The following is a 14,943-nucleotide window of genomic DNA, read 5'->3' as shown; positions in this document are numbered from 1 at the left end:
CTTTTCCTGCCACATGCGAGGTTTAAAATAAAGGGAGCAAGCATGTGCAAATCATGCTGTATTGCTAGATAGCAGCGACTTATATGTTAAAAAATTAAAGTGGATTTATATAGAACGAGATCTGGATTACAAATCTTTTTAAATGAACAATATCGCAAGCCAATAAAATGAATGATGTATAGGCTGTATCTTATATATAGTAGAGTTTAATAATTTACGATATTAAGAGACTCACCAAAAATCTTTTTTTTGTAATTGCATGAAAGACTTTTGTAACATTTACGAAAGTCTTTTGAAAGATATTTAGATTATGATGAACTTCCGAACATTACATTCAGTTTAATAAGTAGGAAAAAACACAAATACAGAGTGAGGAATGACATTATGACTAAAAAGTACAAAAAAAGGATCCCGAAAGTCCTTCCAGTAGGAATTGCAATGGGGATTTTATTCAGCGCTAGCCCATTAGCAAGTCCATTAACGGAAAATAAGGTAAAAGCAGACGTTGATACGTTTGGAACTATTGTTACAACATTTGGAAAAATCTATGACGCGTTTCTTGCAGAGCCATTTGGGCAATGGTTAGAAGAAATAGATGTAAAAAACAGTTATGCCGCTCGTCTTGAAAACGTTGCTTATAAAGCTCCTACTTTTCAAAAAGGTGAATTTGGTATTAGTGCATTTGATTACTATAAAAATAAAGATTTCAGCAAAAAGGTTAAAATTGCTTATGCAAATGGGAAAGTTGAATATAAAACAATCAAACATGGGGAACAAATTCGTATTAGAGATGCTGGTACAATAGTAGACTTAACTCCTGATGAACCAGAATTATCTAAACATGATGTTTTGTATATTTCACAAAAACAATTAGATGAAGGAAATACGGGTGTTTCACTTACGAATTTTAAAACCTATTATCTAAAAAGCGACAATAGCGGTGGTAAAAATGTTTTAGCAGATAGATTTGAACGAAAAGAATTCCCAGGTTATTTTCTTAGTTCTGGTGTGCGTGATATTCGTTATGAATACGAAGACCTTTTCAGTAAACTACCAGAAGAAAAACGAAAACTTGCAACAATTACTTCACAGCCGGTAGACAAAGAAGTTCTTTCTAATTATGTTACGAATGACCCTAAAGCGCTTGCGGATTTTAAGGCCCGAGAAGGAAATTTATTTGCAGATACGAAATTGAGTCTAGATACACCTATTGCATTACCATTTATTACATTAAATGGTGGTGAAAATTATAAAATTATTCCTTATAAAAAAGGGTCGAATAAAGTGTTTGTAAAAAAAGGTTCACAATACCTTTCAGGAAAAGAAGGAAATAATCTTCAGTACTCTGATTCAATTGGTGATAATGAATTGTTTGAACTTGTTCAGATTGAGAATTCTGGTCAGGGTGAATTTCAATTCCGTTTGAATAACAAAAATGGAGTAAGTTTGGCTGGTAATCAGTATATTTCTCAATTCGGGACGGATTGGAGTTTCAAATCTGAAATTCGTTTCACTGGAAAAACCAACAGTGAAATTCATAATTGGCTAAGAGAGTGGTATCCGGGTAAAGAAAATGAGAAACAGAAGTATGACGGAATACAAATAGTAGTTGATGAAAAGGATTCTACTAAATGGACTGCAAAAGATTCTTCTGGAAATGTGATAAAGAACAGTTGGGTAAACCTAGGTTCTGATCATTATTATGCAGGTTCCGATGGATTCTTATTGAAAGGTTGGCAGGAATTTAATGGTAAGAAATATTACTTTAATCCAGAGTCATTCCTTTTAACCACAACAAATGGAACTGAGATTGATGGAAAATATTATCAGTTTAATAATGACGGTTCTGTAAAACAATCAACATGGACGGAAGACCATCATGGTCTACACTATTCTGATGCTTCTGGAGCGGTTATTGAAAAAGGTCTACAAGAAATCGATGGGAAAATTTATTACTTCCAAAATTACAATGCCAATAAAAAGGAAATACGTCTAGAAGATCAAAATGTTATTCTTCAATTTTCTGATAAAGGCGTACTTGAGAAAGCTTCTAAACTCAATGGAGAATCTCTAGATGACGTAGTGGTTGCTATTTTTGAGGGGAAAGGGCTATTCTTTGAAAAGGGTGGTTCTCCTAGAAAAATTGGGGTCTCTAAAATTGATGCACCTCATCCTACATTGATATATTACAGTTTAGAAGAAGGAGGATACTATTCTGGTTGGAAGGAAACAGATGGTAAAAAATACTATTTCCAAAATGGAGCATTCTCTACTTTCGATACTCATGAAAACATTGATGGGAAAACATATTACTTTAATCACGAGGGACAAGCTCTACTGACAGGCTTTGTTGACATGAATGGTAAAACATTCTATTTTAACAATAAAGGTGAAATGGTAACAGGTTTCTACGAAATCAATGGCAAATTATATTACTTCGAAACAAGTAGTGATTCAGCTCATGAACGCGGTCAAATAGCAAAAAATGGAATATTTAATCGTGAAGGAAATAGCTACGCCTTTAGTCCTGATGGTGTACTTTACCAAAACTTCAAGGGTTATATTAATAATCATAGTTTTGGTCAGAGGTACATTGAAACTAACAACGAGGGAATTGTTACTAATATCTAAGAAAAGTATATAATAAAATTGAATAGAATAACGGATTTCTAATAGCCTTATCTCTTATAAAGAGCGAGTGGGTCATATTATGCAGCTTATGCCGATTGTATGACCCATTTTAGTTTTATTCATTTCTCTGAGGTGTAACAAAATGCAACAAATACACATAAGATAATCTCTCATACAATTATTTCTGTTAGTACTGAACTTATTTATATTTTCTTCAGCCATGCCATTTTTACCTTGGTTTATCGAAAGTGCTTTTGGATGGTTAGGGATCTTAGCTACCACTCCTTTATTGTTAATCATCGGTAGAATTATGCCACAACTAAAAAAAAGCGAAAAATATTGTATAACAAGAACAAGAAAAGTTGTTCCTTTTATTGCATCTATTGTTTCACTATGTATCATGTTATTACCTACTACTGAATTATCGATTGTAATAGCTCTTACAGTGAATGGTTTAATGGTGATCATCACGATTGTATTTTTGTTGCAAGATTTCTATAGATTGAATTAAAACTATAAGTTTATAAGGTTTATTAGATAACATTCTTAAATATTTTGTTGTTAAAATATTTGTTTTACTTTTCATTTTAGGCATCGTAGCCCTTATAATTAAATAATTTTCAAATAAGAGGAGCTAAGATATAATTTAGCTCCTTTCGTTGTGATAAAATCTTTAAGCAAGAATGCAAATTTTTTAGAAATAGATATATTCTATAAAAGAATAGATGGTACTCGTCATCAATAAATTGCCTAATAACCATTTCGTTTTAATGTACGATAAATAGTAGTTCTGTCAACATTTAAAAAATTAGCAATCTCCTGTTTCGTTTTTCCCTGATCAAGTAACTCGAGTATCAAATCAGTTTTAGACTTATTGATTTTAGGAGTTCTCCCCAGTTTCCCTCCATTTTCTACATACTTCATACGACCAGCCTGTGTTCGCTCCAATATATAGTTTCGCTCAATATCAGCGAATAAAGATAAGATTGTAACCATTACTTTAGTAGTCATGTCATCTTTCTTCCGAGTATCAATGTTATCATTAATAGCAATAACACCAATATCATTTTTGATCAACTTTTCATGAGTCCGAATCATATCAGAAAGATTTCTTCCTAAACGATCTAATTTATAAACAATAAGTGTATCCCCTGGATGTAGTTGCTGCATAAGAACTTGGAATTGTTCTCTCTCCATATTTTTTCCACTTTGCTTTTCTTCAAAAATACTTTCTTCTAACAACTCAATTTTGTTAGTTTCACAATATGTAAGAATTTCTTTTTTCTGAAATGTATAATCTTGTTGTGGAGTAGATACTCGAATATATGCGTAGTGCATTTTTTGCTCTCCTAACGTTGCATAAGTCTGTTTTTCTATTTTGCTACAAATATCGTATCATTTTTGGGGATTAATTTGCAACGTAATATATGCAACGTCGTAACGCTATAAAAATCAAGCCCAAGGCAAGTGTTGCATATATGTTAATTTTTGCAACAGAACCTTTGAAAGAGTTTTGTTACATTTTCGAAAGAAATATGCAAGATATTTAAACTAAGATAAACTTACGAATATAAATTTCATATGAATCGTTAGTAAAATAAAAATACTAGCAATTAGAAAAAAACATTTTACAATATTATAAGTAAATCAAAAAAGATTTCTTTTATTTTTGATAAAGGAACAGAGGAGATTTTATGTATGACAACAAGAATTGCAATTATAGAAGATGAAGATAATATCCGTGAAATATGCAAACGGTACTTAGAAAGGGAAGGATATGAAGTATACACCGCTGAAAACGGAGAAGAAGGTTGGAATTTATTTCAGCAATATCAACCAGATCTCATTGTTTTAGATTTGATGATGCCGAAAAAAGATGGATGGGAATTATGTGAGGAAATTCGCCAACACTCTAATGTTCCTATTATTATTTTGACTGCTAGGCAAGAGGAAAGAGATCGAATTTTGGGATTAACAATAGGCGCGGATGATTATGTAACAAAACCGTTTTCGCCTCGTGAATTAGTATTAAGGGTACAAATTTTATTACGAAGGGGCAATCAAGCAACAATACAAATACAAGAACCAGTATCAGAAATAATAAGATTCCAAGATTTAGAGATTGACCCAACAAAAAGACGTGTATTTGTTTGTGGGCATGAAATTGAGTTAACAGTGAAAGAGTTTGAGGTACTTCATATAATGGTAAAACATCCAAGACAAGTATTTTCAAGATCCCAACTTCTTGAACAAATTTGGGATTTTGAATATGGAGGGTGCACAAATACAGTAACAGTTTTAGTAAGTCGCCTACGTGAGAAATTAGATAAACATACAACAAAGAATCGTTGGATTCATACAGTTTGGGGCATAGGTTATCGCTTTGAGCCAGATGGAGGAAATGAAATATGAAGTTACGTTATCAATTGTTGTTGATGAATTTATTAAGTACGGGTATTATGTTAATCTCTATCTGGTATAGCGAAAGACAAATGTTACTTAGACCAGAACAGACACGGTTATTTATAGGAATCGTGATTGTAGCACTCATTATTTCAACGATTATTTACTGGTTAATGACACGTCCTATTATGAGATCGATTCAGAATTTAATTGCATTAACCAAACAATTTAGTGATAGACATTTTGAAACGATGTACATAATAGGGAAAGAACCGGAAGAGTTTAAAGAATTATCCACATCTTTTCAAGAAATGGCAAAAAAATTAGAAGAAAGCTTTACTAAGTTAGAAAAAGGAGAAAAAGAACGTACTGAGCTGATTGCGAATATTTCACATGACTTACGAACTCCTCTTGCTAGCATACAATTGATGATAGAAGCGTTACAGGATGGCTTAATTGCAGATGCTGATATGAAAAAACAGTATCTAACGACAATTCTAAACGAAATACAACGATTAAATGGATTAATTAATGATTTATTTGAACTGTCTAAGTTAGAACTTGGACAAGAAGCATTTCATCCAAGTTTAATACATGTAGATAGTATTCTATTAAAAGTAATAGATTCACATGCTATCTTATTGAAAGACAAAGAGATTGATCTGCAATTACGTGTTTCGGATACATTACCAAAACTTTGGATTATGCCATGTAAAATAGCCCGAGTGATCAATAATTTGTTACATAATGCGATTCGTCATTCTCCTACATGTGGCACAATTGAGTTAATTGTAGAGGAAAATAAACAGAAACAGCAAATTATATTCACTTTGCGTGATGAGGGGAATGGGATTTCCTACGATGAACAATTACGAATATTTGAACGCTTTTTCAAAACAGATCCATCAAGAAGTTCACAATCTGGAGGATCTGGACTTGGACTCGCTATTGCAAAATCACTAGTGGAAATGCATAAAGGAGAAATTGGTGTTCGGGACCGTCCAGATGGAAAACAAGGATGTGAATTTTGGTTTACTCTTCCCGTCATATCAGAAAAGAAATAGATAGAGAAAAAGAATCCCTAATTTTTAGGGATTCTTTTTTGTTAAAGCTTGCTCACACAAATGATCTGCACATCAATTCATCTTTGAGATACAGATCATTTGTATGATAATTTTTATAAATAATTGCTGAATAATGAACTTACATAAATGCTTTTAAAAGTTCTTGAACGAATGGAAGTAATCCACCTACAAATTTTAAAACTGCCATTGCGATTTCCATAATATTTCCTCCTCTTTCTTGGTGTTTAGATGTGGTACATCTTTATGCTTTTATTATAGTAAGCGCTTACAAATAAATCAATAAATTTTAATATGCAAAATTACATATTTTTATCTAAATTATTGAATGAACGATCTATGAAGCTAATGAACATGCATGTTTTCCTTTTTGTTTATTCGTTTCATCAGAAAGGAAGTCAGACCTTTGAAAGACTTTTGTAACATTTATGAAAGGAAAATGAAAGATTTGCTAGATAGGATGAGGTTGGTCTACTAGTAGATGATGCGCGCAGATGATAAAACCAATAGTAAAAATAAGAAGGGATGCAGACATGTTTATGAAAAGAAAACTACCTATACTTACATTCTTAGCATTAATGTTTAGTTTGATCGTTACTGTTTTTCCTACAAATTCTGCTTATGCAGCTGAGGACGATCGTATACTTGATATTTATGGTGATCCAATTACCACAAATAAAGATTACATACTAGTAGACAAATATTTGTGGGTGACAGGTATTCCTTTTGAAAAACGAGTAGCACCTGTAGGTCAGAATAGACTTGGAATAACTTATGAGAAGTTTGCGGGTTGGCATTATGTAATTCAATATAAAAACTCGTCTTATTATGGTGCTGCTGAAAAGCATACGGATACAAAAGGTAATGAGTATTATGGTACACCTATCAATTTTGAAGTGCCGGCTGGAGTAGAGAGTGATGGATATATAAGAAATGATACTCCAATTACAATGTCAATGTGGATTGGAGGACCAAATGCTGATGCAGGAGGAACCAAAAAATATGTAAATGCAGGCAATCGAAGCTGGATCTATTTTAGTGACCAATCAAGAAGCACTTTAACAGTTAAGAAAAAAAATTCGAAGGAAATAGATTTAGTTACAGGTAAAACGGATTATCTTAGAGATAAACTTGGTAGACCTACTGACTGGTATAATGCAGATCCACAGCAATCTAGTTATGGAGTTATAACAACTTTCCAGCTAGAGACTTCAGAGCAACCATTTGCAAATCAAGATAAATTGTGGGGAAGATCTGCGCCTGAAGACTACGCTGGCTATGAATTAGTACCTTTACCATAAAGCATCTATTAAATCTATCTAACTATACATCAAATGGAGGAATATTTATGAAAAGAAAAATTTTAGCTATAGCTTCTGTAATTGCTTTAACAGCTCCTATCCAAAGTGTGGCATTTGCACATGAAAATTGCCACTAAGATCCACCAATTGCTCTAAAGTGGTCAGCAGAATCTATACATAATGAAGGTGTAAGTTCTCATTTATGGATTGTCAACAGAGCCATTGATATTATGTCCCAAAATACGACAGCTCTATTAAATGAATGGCGTACGGATCTAGAGAAAGGTATTTACTCTGCGGATTATGAAAACCCATACTATGATAATTCTACATTTGCTTCGCACTTCTATGATCCTGATTCAGGAAAAACGTATATTCCATTTGCTAAACAAGCAAAGCAAACAGGAGCGAAATATTTTAAACTAGCTGGTGAAGCTTCAAAATAAAGATCTGAAAAATGCATTCTTCTATTTAGGATTATCACTTCATTATTTAGGCGATGTCAACCAACCAATGCATGCAGCAAACTTTACTAACATTTCGCATCCATTTGGCTTCCACCCAAAATATGAAAATTTCGTTGATACAGTGAAAGACAATTATAGAGTAACGGATGGAAATGGCTATTGGAATTGTCAAAGTGTAAATCCAGAAGATTGGGTTCATGCATCAGCATCAGCAGCAAAGGCTGATTTCCCATCAATTGTTAATAATAATACGAAAAATTGGTTCCTAAAAGCAGCTGTATCACAAGACTCTGCTGATAAATGGCGTGCGGAAGTAACACCGGTAACAGGAAAACGTTTAATAGAAGCACAGCGTATTACAGCAGGATATATCCATTTATGGTTTGATACGTACGTGAATAATAAATAACAAAATACACTTATACATGGCAAAAGTTATGTATGTTATAAAGTGAAACTTCCAATGGTGGGGGGCCTTCCCCACCTATCTTTTTTATCTCTCTCTCTGAATCTTCATGTGGAAGTCTTACTAACCGTAAATAGCGAGATAAAGTAAAATGGAAACGACTATTGGGTTCAAGGGTCACCCTGAGAGTAAATACTATAATTTTAGTTTGATAAGTGTATTTTAGAAATTTCCAAGCTTTTCAAATCAATGAAAGACTTTTGTAACATTTATGAAAGTAAATTGAAAGATTTATATAATAAGATGAATATATCGAAAATGATTCTATTTTAATGTGAAGTAAAAAGTATAAGCAATGTACGGTATAATTTCGCTTTTTATAATTTTATAGAAGTGATGAAAGAAAGGAAGAAATCTATGAATTATAAGAAAAAATTAATTCCAGCAGCATTAGCATTTGCTGTTTTAGCAAGTCCAGCCTTTTCTTTAAAGGCAGAAGCAAGTACAGTATCTTCAGCTGCTAGCGCAGTTACTTCTATTGAAAAAGAAAATCCATCATTAAATCTTAAAGATGGACAGGTATCAGAAGAAAATTCTAGTGTAAATCAAGAATTTGATGCAAATTATATCAATAATAATATTATCAAAGCGAATTTCCCATCTGTTACACCACCACACATCAAGGAAGCAAAACCGCTTCAATATGTTTATTTAGATTATTTTTATAAAAATGACAATAAAATCATTGGAAATTGGAGAAATAAAGAGCTAAAACATATGGATCCACCACCTAGATTTTATTACGATTTACAATTCATGGGGTATAGCCAATCTCAAATCGAAGAATATTTTGGAAGTACCTATGGAGAAGCTTTTGTAAAAGGACTTGTTCTGGAAACATTAGAAAACCTTTTTAACACTCGTTATTCGCAAGATCCAAATGATCCTGATGTGCAAAAAATATTAAAATCTAAATATTACGAAAAAAATGATGCTGAAAATGACTATTTTAACCCTGAATTTTTTGAAGGTGAAGGTGGCTTAAAAAGAGCCATTCTAGAGGAATTCGGAAAGAAAAGCTTAGATGAACTTGGAATCCAAGTGATTTGGGGAGACAATAATTGGGGCGCTGAGAAAGCTGTAACAATTGGTTATTCAGCGAAAACACCATTTAACCCACTAAAAGATGCTGTATTAACTGAGAAGAAATATCTGAAGAAAGTTCCTGGTGGTTCAGCATCCATTCCTGCTAAAAACACTGGATATGAAGTAACATTTGACATCAAAACAGGTATGACGAAGGAACAATCACAATCATTTGCTCACACTGTAGGTGTAAATGCTGGTTTTGGTATTGAAGATATTTTTGAAGTGGGAGCAAGTTATGAGTTCCAAAGTACATTTGGTACAAGCATCTCATTAAGTGAAGAACAAACAGTATCACGTAAATTTAGCCTTACTAACGATTCGGATCGAACAATTACAGCTGCATTATACCAAGTTACTGCTGAATATAGCTTAAAACCAGGTTCTGCAGTTGCTGGAGTTGCAAATAAAACAATCAATTCACCTTTTGCACAGTTCTGGCAAGGTGGTCATTATTGGGATACAGCTACGACAGTTAAACCGTCATCTACTTCAACAGGTGCAATTAAAACAGATGATTTAAAATTAGTTCGCTCAGATGTATTAGAAAAATAAAATTAATCAAAACGAGTTTCCCCCAAGCTCCTTTAAAACAATAAAACTGAGAGCATGTTTTGAAAAAAGATTACTCAAAACATGCTCTTCATATTTGTTTTTATATCAAAATTAAGTGCCCCTTGTAGTTCCATTCCTTTTGTCTAAATAAATTTAAAAACATATTGTTAGGGGTCATCATACATGCCCATCAACTTAAGAATTTTATAACACCTCAAAACAAAAAAATTGTACATTTTCAAATGAAGATGTCAAGTTTCTTGTTTTGGGGTATTTGTATTTCTTAGCTTGATAGCGATGGGGTCCCGCCAACCAAATGACATAAAACCCACACTAAGACATTTTTTGGAAGATAAAAAGCCGATTTTCCTACGTTAAGGGGTAAATTATTCCTTCTTGAAGAGAGGACTGTGTAGCAATGGAACTAAATCATGCGACAAGTATTGGCGAACATTATATTTAGAATACCACCAACAAATTAACCATATAAAGGCACGTTAAGGATGTGGGATTATGGAGTCTTCTAATCTTTATAATGTTATACTTGAATATAAAAAGATGGATTATAAATCGAAAGTAATTAAAGTTAAACCGTCAATTTGGCATTTTCTTTGACATAATCTTTTTTTAACAGGGTGAAAAGCATTCCTCATAACAAGGAATGCTTTTGTTACTACTCTGTTTTAAAACGGGAAACAAGTGTGTCGAGTTCTTCTACAACGTGTTTCATTTCCTCAGATTTAACAGACATGCCCTTCATTATGTTTACTTGCTCTCCAGCAGAGTTTGCCGTTTGTGTTATTTCTGCTGCTACTTCATTGGAGATCGAAGCGATATTATTAAGAGAAGCGTTCATTTCTTCTGCACTTGCAGCCATCTCTTCTGCAGTGGCTGAGACCTCCTGCATTTGTGAAGATACCTCATTAATTTGTTCGACAATGGTTATGAAGGAAGAACCGGCTTCGCGAATTACTGTAATGCCTTGAGCAGCTTCTGCTTGACCTTGTTCCATCATTGTATTTGCAGTTTTTGTATCAGCCTGAATATGATGAAGTAATTGGTTAATACCTGTTGCGGTAGCTTTCGATTGTTCTGCAAGCTGTCGTACTTCATTCGCAACAACGGTGAATCCTTTTCCTTGCTCTCCAGCTCGCGCTGCTTCAATAGAAGCATTTAATGCAAGAAGATTTGTTTGCTCTGCAATATTAGAGATAGATTGGACAGATGTATCAATATGTTTCGTATGAGTGATTAGACGTTCGACGACTTGAGATGTAGCATTTACTGCGTCATGAATTGTTGACATCTGTGTAATTGATTTTTCGATTACTTGACTACCTTCATTTGCACGGTCGGAAGTCGTTACAGTCAGTTCAGCAACGGCAGAAGCAGATTGGGCAATACGCTGTACACTAACTGCCATATCATCCATTGCAGTAGAACTTTCTTCGATACTGGAAACTTGTGATTGAATATTATGTTCTAATTCGGACATTGTTGTTTGGATAGTAGTGGTTGCACACATAGAGATGTTTGTTTCTTTTAGTATGTTGTCAGAAGCATTGTGTACATTTAACGATGTTTTCTTCACTTGCCCCATAATATATTGTAGGTTTTCTAGCATTTGATTAAAGGAAGCAGCAATAGCACCAATTTCGTCATTACTTTTTACATCTAATCGTGCTGTTAAATCGCCGTCTTGAGAAGCGAGTTCTTTTAGCTTTGTATCAATCTCTCGAATTGGTTTCACAAGTTTACCAGAGAACCACCAGGCTACTATAATGCCAATAATTGTACAAAGAATAAGAGAAATAAGAACAATAGATTTAACGAGTGAGGATGAGTCTTTTACTTGTTTGATAAGCTGATCACACTTCGTATTTTCGTCATTGCTAGATTTGGTGAAATCACGGGCTACTTTATAAACAGTTTTGTTTTGTTCAGCGGTAAGTTGTATTGCTTCGTCCCATTTTCCTTCTTTAGTAAGAGGAATTACTTTTTCGGTAATAAAATGACGCCACTGTTCTCCTAACTCGATTGTGTTTTTGATATCTTGTGAAATACTTGGGTCGTTTAATAGTTGTCCTTTTGTATCTTCTAATTGTTTATCTAGTTCGTAAAACTTATCTAATTCGGCAGGATCACGTTGTAATAGATAACCTCGAAAAGCTGAAAGTTGCACTTGATATGCTTGATTGCGTTCTATTAAAAGCGTTGTTTTGGGTGAAACATCATTTTGTAATGTTACAGCTATGTTATTTTCAAGGTTGGCAAAGAAAAGAATAAAAGCTAATGCGATGCCAAATAAGGCACAAATTGTACCTACCATAAACATCATTTTTTTGCGAATGCTTACGTATTTCATAAGTATAAAATCCTCCTTTTAATATCAATACATTAAGATTAATTAATATTATGATTTGATATTATTACCTGATATTAAAAATTATAGCAGACTGTAGTATGGAAAGTAAGGGGAAAATATTATTTATAAAAAAGACAGTTTGTCAATCTAAGTGCGACAGTTCCTCCTGAAACGCTTCGTGGGCGGTTTTCCAACCTAAACACTTTCTTGGTCTTTGATTAATAAGAAGCAGTACCTGATTCAATTGTTTTTGTGAAACAAGGCTCAAATCTGTTTTTTTTTGGATAAAACTCACGTAATAGGGGTCACCTTACATGCCCATCAAGCTAAGGAACCCATTATCCCTCAAAATGAAAAAAATTTATAATGCAGAAATATACATAAATAGTAATGCTTTTACTTAATAGAAAGTACAATTGTTTTAGATTAAATACCAAAATAAGGATATTTTATCATAGCATTTTCAAAATTTAACGATTTATCCGAAAGAATTCTCCTTCCTCAAGCGTGTGAAGGGCGTAGCCCAACGGTAGGTGGGAGATGAATTTCGGTTTGGCGAAGCCAAAAGGTTTTGCTTTTTATTTTGCTTCTGATAAAATCAGTATTATAAAGTATAAAGGTTGGTATATCAATGAAATTAGATAGTAATAACCATTCAGTATTCTTGTTGTATTATCATCTTGTGTTGGTCGTAAAATACAGAAGAAATGTGTTTGATGATGATATGTCAGACTATGCGAAAGACATGTTTGTGCGATTATCTGAAAACTATAACATCACATTAGTTGAATGGAATCATGATGTAGACCATGTTCATCTTTTGTTCAAGGCACATCCTAATACAGAAATGACAAAGTTTATCAATGCTTATAAGAGTGCAAGCTCTCGACTAATCAAGAGGGACTTTCCACAAGTGAAAAAGAAACTTTGGAAAGAAATGTTTTGGTCAAGAAGTTTTTGCTTACTGACTACGGATGGTTCGCCAATAGACGTAGTAAAGAAGTATATTGAAAATCAAGGTGAAAAGTGAGGTGAAATGGTATGACAAAGCACAATAAAGCATATAAATTTCGTTTGTATCCAACAGAAGAACAAGCATTTCTTATACGTAAAACCTTCGGTTGTGTACGTTTCGTGTATAACAGAATGTTAGCTGAACGGAAAGAAGCGTATGAAAAATGCAAAGGTGATAAGGAACAACTAAAGAAACAAAAGCTTCCAACTCCCGCGAAATATAAAGCTGAATTTGAGTGGTTGAAAGAAGTTGATTCATTAGCGTTGGCAAATGCTCAACTAAACTTGCAAACAGCCTATAAGAATTTCTTTAGTGGTCAAAATGACTTCCCAACATTCAAAAGTAGAAAAGACAGAAAGTCTTATACAACGAATGTAGTAAATGGAAATATTATGTTGCTTAACGGTCATATCAAATTGCCAAAACTGAAAATTGTACGTATCAAACAACATAGAGAAATACCGCAAGACCATATTATCAAGTCATGTACGATTTCTATGACACCTACTGGTAAATACTATGTGTCCATCTTGACTGAATACGAAAAAGAGATTGTACAAAAAGAAGTAGAAACAGTTGTTGGATTAGACTTTGCGATGGATGGATTATACGTTAGTTCTGAGGATGAGAAAGCCAATTATCCTAAGTTCTATCGTGAAATGTTAGATCAATTAGCAAAGGCGCAACGAGTATTATCAAGACGTACTAAAGGTTCTGAGCGTTGGAACAAGCAACGCGTTCGTGTAGCAAAATTACATGAGAAAGTAGCTAACCAACGCAAGAACTTCCTTCATCATAAGTCTAAAGAGTTAGCTACTAATTGTGATGTTGTAGCTATTGAAGACCTAAACATGAAAGGAATGTCGAAAACACTTAATTTTGGAAAAAGTGTCGCTGACAATGGTTGGGGTATGTTCACTTCTTTTTTAGCTTATAAACTAAACGAACAAGGAAAACAACTTGTGAAAATAAACAAATGGTTTCCTTCCACAAAAACATGTAGCAGTTGTGGAAATATGAAAGATATGTCATTGTCTGAACGAGTATATTCTTGTGTATGCGGTGTAAATCTTGATAGAGATTATAACTCAGCCATCAATATCAAAAATGAAGCAATACGCCTATTAGCGTTAGCATAGATAGCAACAAAATAACCTTTGGAACAAGGGAGTTAGCTCGGTTGTCTTAGGACTAATTCGTTAGCTATCAAAAGTAACGACTAACCGAGAAGCCCCCACTTCAAGTAAGCTCGTAAGAGCTACTAAGTGGTGGGTAGTTCCCAGGTTGTCCTAAATGATATAATTCAACAATCATTTTTTTAAACTCTTCATTAAATTTCTTATTTGTCATACGGACACTTCCTCCTTGAAATCCATTGTAAGGACTTAACTAAGTTGTGTCCATATGACTATACTAACTCCATCCTTTTGTTTTATGTGGGTGTTTAGTTGGAGAAGTAATATATAAATATGTTGTTTTACCTTTAAAATTACATTTTATATTTGCTCTAATACTCTACATATTTATTGGAGTAGTAGTAATATTATTAATAATGAGTGTCCTAGTAGGAAT

At 33.4% G+C, this 14,943-nt stretch carries 9 protein-coding genes and 2 pseudogenes; 8 read left to right on the top strand and 3 right to left on the bottom strand.

What is annotated here, in order from left to right:
• Positions 1-384 precede the first annotated feature (384 nt).
• Positions 385-2,631 carry a cell wall-binding protein gene (locus tag V7183_RS13085; RefSeq protein ID WP_438825170.1) on the top strand — a complete coding sequence of 749 codons (2,247 nt, stop codon included), beginning with the start codon at positions 385-387 and terminating at the stop codon, positions 2,629-2,631.
• A gap of 750 nt (positions 2,632-3,381) precedes the next feature.
• Here the strand turns inward: V7183_RS13085 and V7183_RS13080 are convergent.
• Complete coding sequence (locus V7183_RS13080; RefSeq protein WP_335359801.1) at positions 3,382-3,969, bottom strand: recombinase family protein; 588 nt, start codon at positions 3,967-3,969, stop codon at positions 3,382-3,384.
• 360 nt (positions 3,970-4,329) lie between these two features.
• Here V7183_RS13080 and V7183_RS13075 point away from each other — a divergent pair, with 360 nt between their 5' ends.
• The 5 genes and pseudogenes from V7183_RS13075 (at position 4,330) to V7183_RS13055 (ending at position 9,991) form a co-directional block, all read left to right on the top strand.
• Positions 4,330-5,043 (top strand): response regulator transcription factor, encoded by a 714-nt coding sequence (locus V7183_RS13075; protein WP_335359800.1) that lies wholly within the window; start codon positions 4,330-4,332, stop codon positions 5,041-5,043.
• On the top strand, positions 5,040-6,098 hold the full coding sequence (locus V7183_RS13070) for a sensor histidine kinase (RefSeq protein ID WP_335359799.1): 1,059 nt from the start codon (positions 5,040-5,042) through the stop codon (positions 6,096-6,098). The genes V7183_RS13075 and V7183_RS13070 overlap by 4 nt, the downstream gene beginning before the upstream one ends.
• Before the next feature lie 551 nt (positions 6,099-6,649).
• Positions 6,650-7,417, top strand: coding sequence for a hypothetical protein (locus V7183_RS13065; RefSeq protein ID WP_335359808.1), 768 nt, complete (start codon positions 6,650-6,652; stop codon positions 7,415-7,417).
• Between the two features lie 47 nt (positions 7,418-7,464).
• A pseudogene (locus V7183_RS13060) lies at positions 7,465-8,293 on the top strand (phospholipase C).
• Positions 8,294-8,707: 414 nt separating this feature from the next.
• Positions 8,708-9,991 carry a hypothetical protein gene (locus V7183_RS13055; protein WP_335359798.1) on the top strand — a complete coding sequence of 428 codons (1,284 nt, stop codon included), beginning with the start codon at positions 8,708-8,710 and terminating at the stop codon, positions 9,989-9,991.
• A gap of 673 nt (positions 9,992-10,664) precedes the next feature.
• Here the strand turns inward: V7183_RS13055 and V7183_RS13050 are convergent.
• Both V7183_RS13050 and V7183_RS13045 read right to left on the bottom strand, forming a co-directional pair.
• The gene (locus V7183_RS13050) at positions 10,665-12,356 is read right to left on the bottom strand and encodes a methyl-accepting chemotaxis protein (RefSeq protein WP_335359797.1); all 1,692 of its coding nucleotides are present in this window, start codon (positions 12,354-12,356) and stop codon (positions 10,665-10,667) included.
• A gap of 142 nt (positions 12,357-12,498) precedes the next feature.
• A pseudogene (locus V7183_RS13045) lies at positions 12,499-12,658 on the bottom strand (IS30 family transposase); the annotation flags it as partial.
• A gap of 329 nt (positions 12,659-12,987) precedes the next feature.
• On the opposite strand from V7183_RS13045, the gene tnpA reads away from it, so the two are divergent.
• Both tnpA and V7183_RS13035 read left to right on the top strand, forming a co-directional pair.
• Positions 12,988-13,386, top strand: coding sequence for an IS200/IS605 family transposase (gene tnpA / locus V7183_RS13040; protein ID WP_335359796.1), 399 nt, complete (start codon positions 12,988-12,990; stop codon positions 13,384-13,386).
• Between the two features lie 11 nt (positions 13,387-13,397).
• Entirely contained in the window at positions 13,398-14,510 is a 1,113-nt protein-coding gene (locus V7183_RS13035) for an RNA-guided endonuclease TnpB family protein (protein ID WP_335359795.1), read from the top strand.
• The last annotated feature ends 433 nt before the right edge of the window (positions 14,511-14,943 follow it).

The sequence above is a fragment of the Bacillus sp. JJ1127 genome, from assembly GCF_036965845.1.
Lineage (GTDB): Bacteria > Bacillota > Bacilli > Bacillales > Bacillaceae_G > Bacillus_A.
The sequence above is the reverse complement of the archived record's forward strand: the minus strand, read 5'-3'. Positions and strand labels throughout refer to the sequence as shown.

Coding starts and splice junctions, on each gene's coding strand:
- V7183_RS13085 (WP_438825170.1), top strand. CDS start 385: ATGACTAAAAAGTACAAAAAAAGGATCCCGAAAGTCCTTCCAGTAGGA.
- V7183_RS13080 (WP_335359801.1), bottom strand. CDS start 3,969: ATGCACTACGCATATATTCGAGTATCTACTCCACAACAAGATTATACA.
- V7183_RS13075 (WP_335359800.1), top strand. CDS start 4,330: ATGACAACAAGAATTGCAATTATAGAAGATGAAGATAATATCCGTGAA.
- V7183_RS13070 (WP_335359799.1), top strand. CDS start 5,040: ATGAAGTTACGTTATCAATTGTTGTTGATGAATTTATTAAGTACGGGT.
- V7183_RS13065 (WP_335359808.1), top strand. CDS start 6,650: ATGTTTATGAAAAGAAAACTACCTATACTTACATTCTTAGCATTAATG.
- V7183_RS13055 (WP_335359798.1), top strand. CDS start 8,708: ATGAATTATAAGAAAAAATTAATTCCAGCAGCATTAGCATTTGCTGTT.
- V7183_RS13050 (WP_335359797.1), bottom strand. CDS start 12,356: ATGAAATACGTAAGCATTCGCAAAAAAATGATGTTTATGGTAGGTACA.
- tnpA (WP_335359796.1), top strand. CDS start 12,988: ATGAAATTAGATAGTAATAACCATTCAGTATTCTTGTTGTATTATCAT.
- V7183_RS13035 (WP_335359795.1), top strand. CDS start 13,398: ATGACAAAGCACAATAAAGCATATAAATTTCGTTTGTATCCAACAGAA.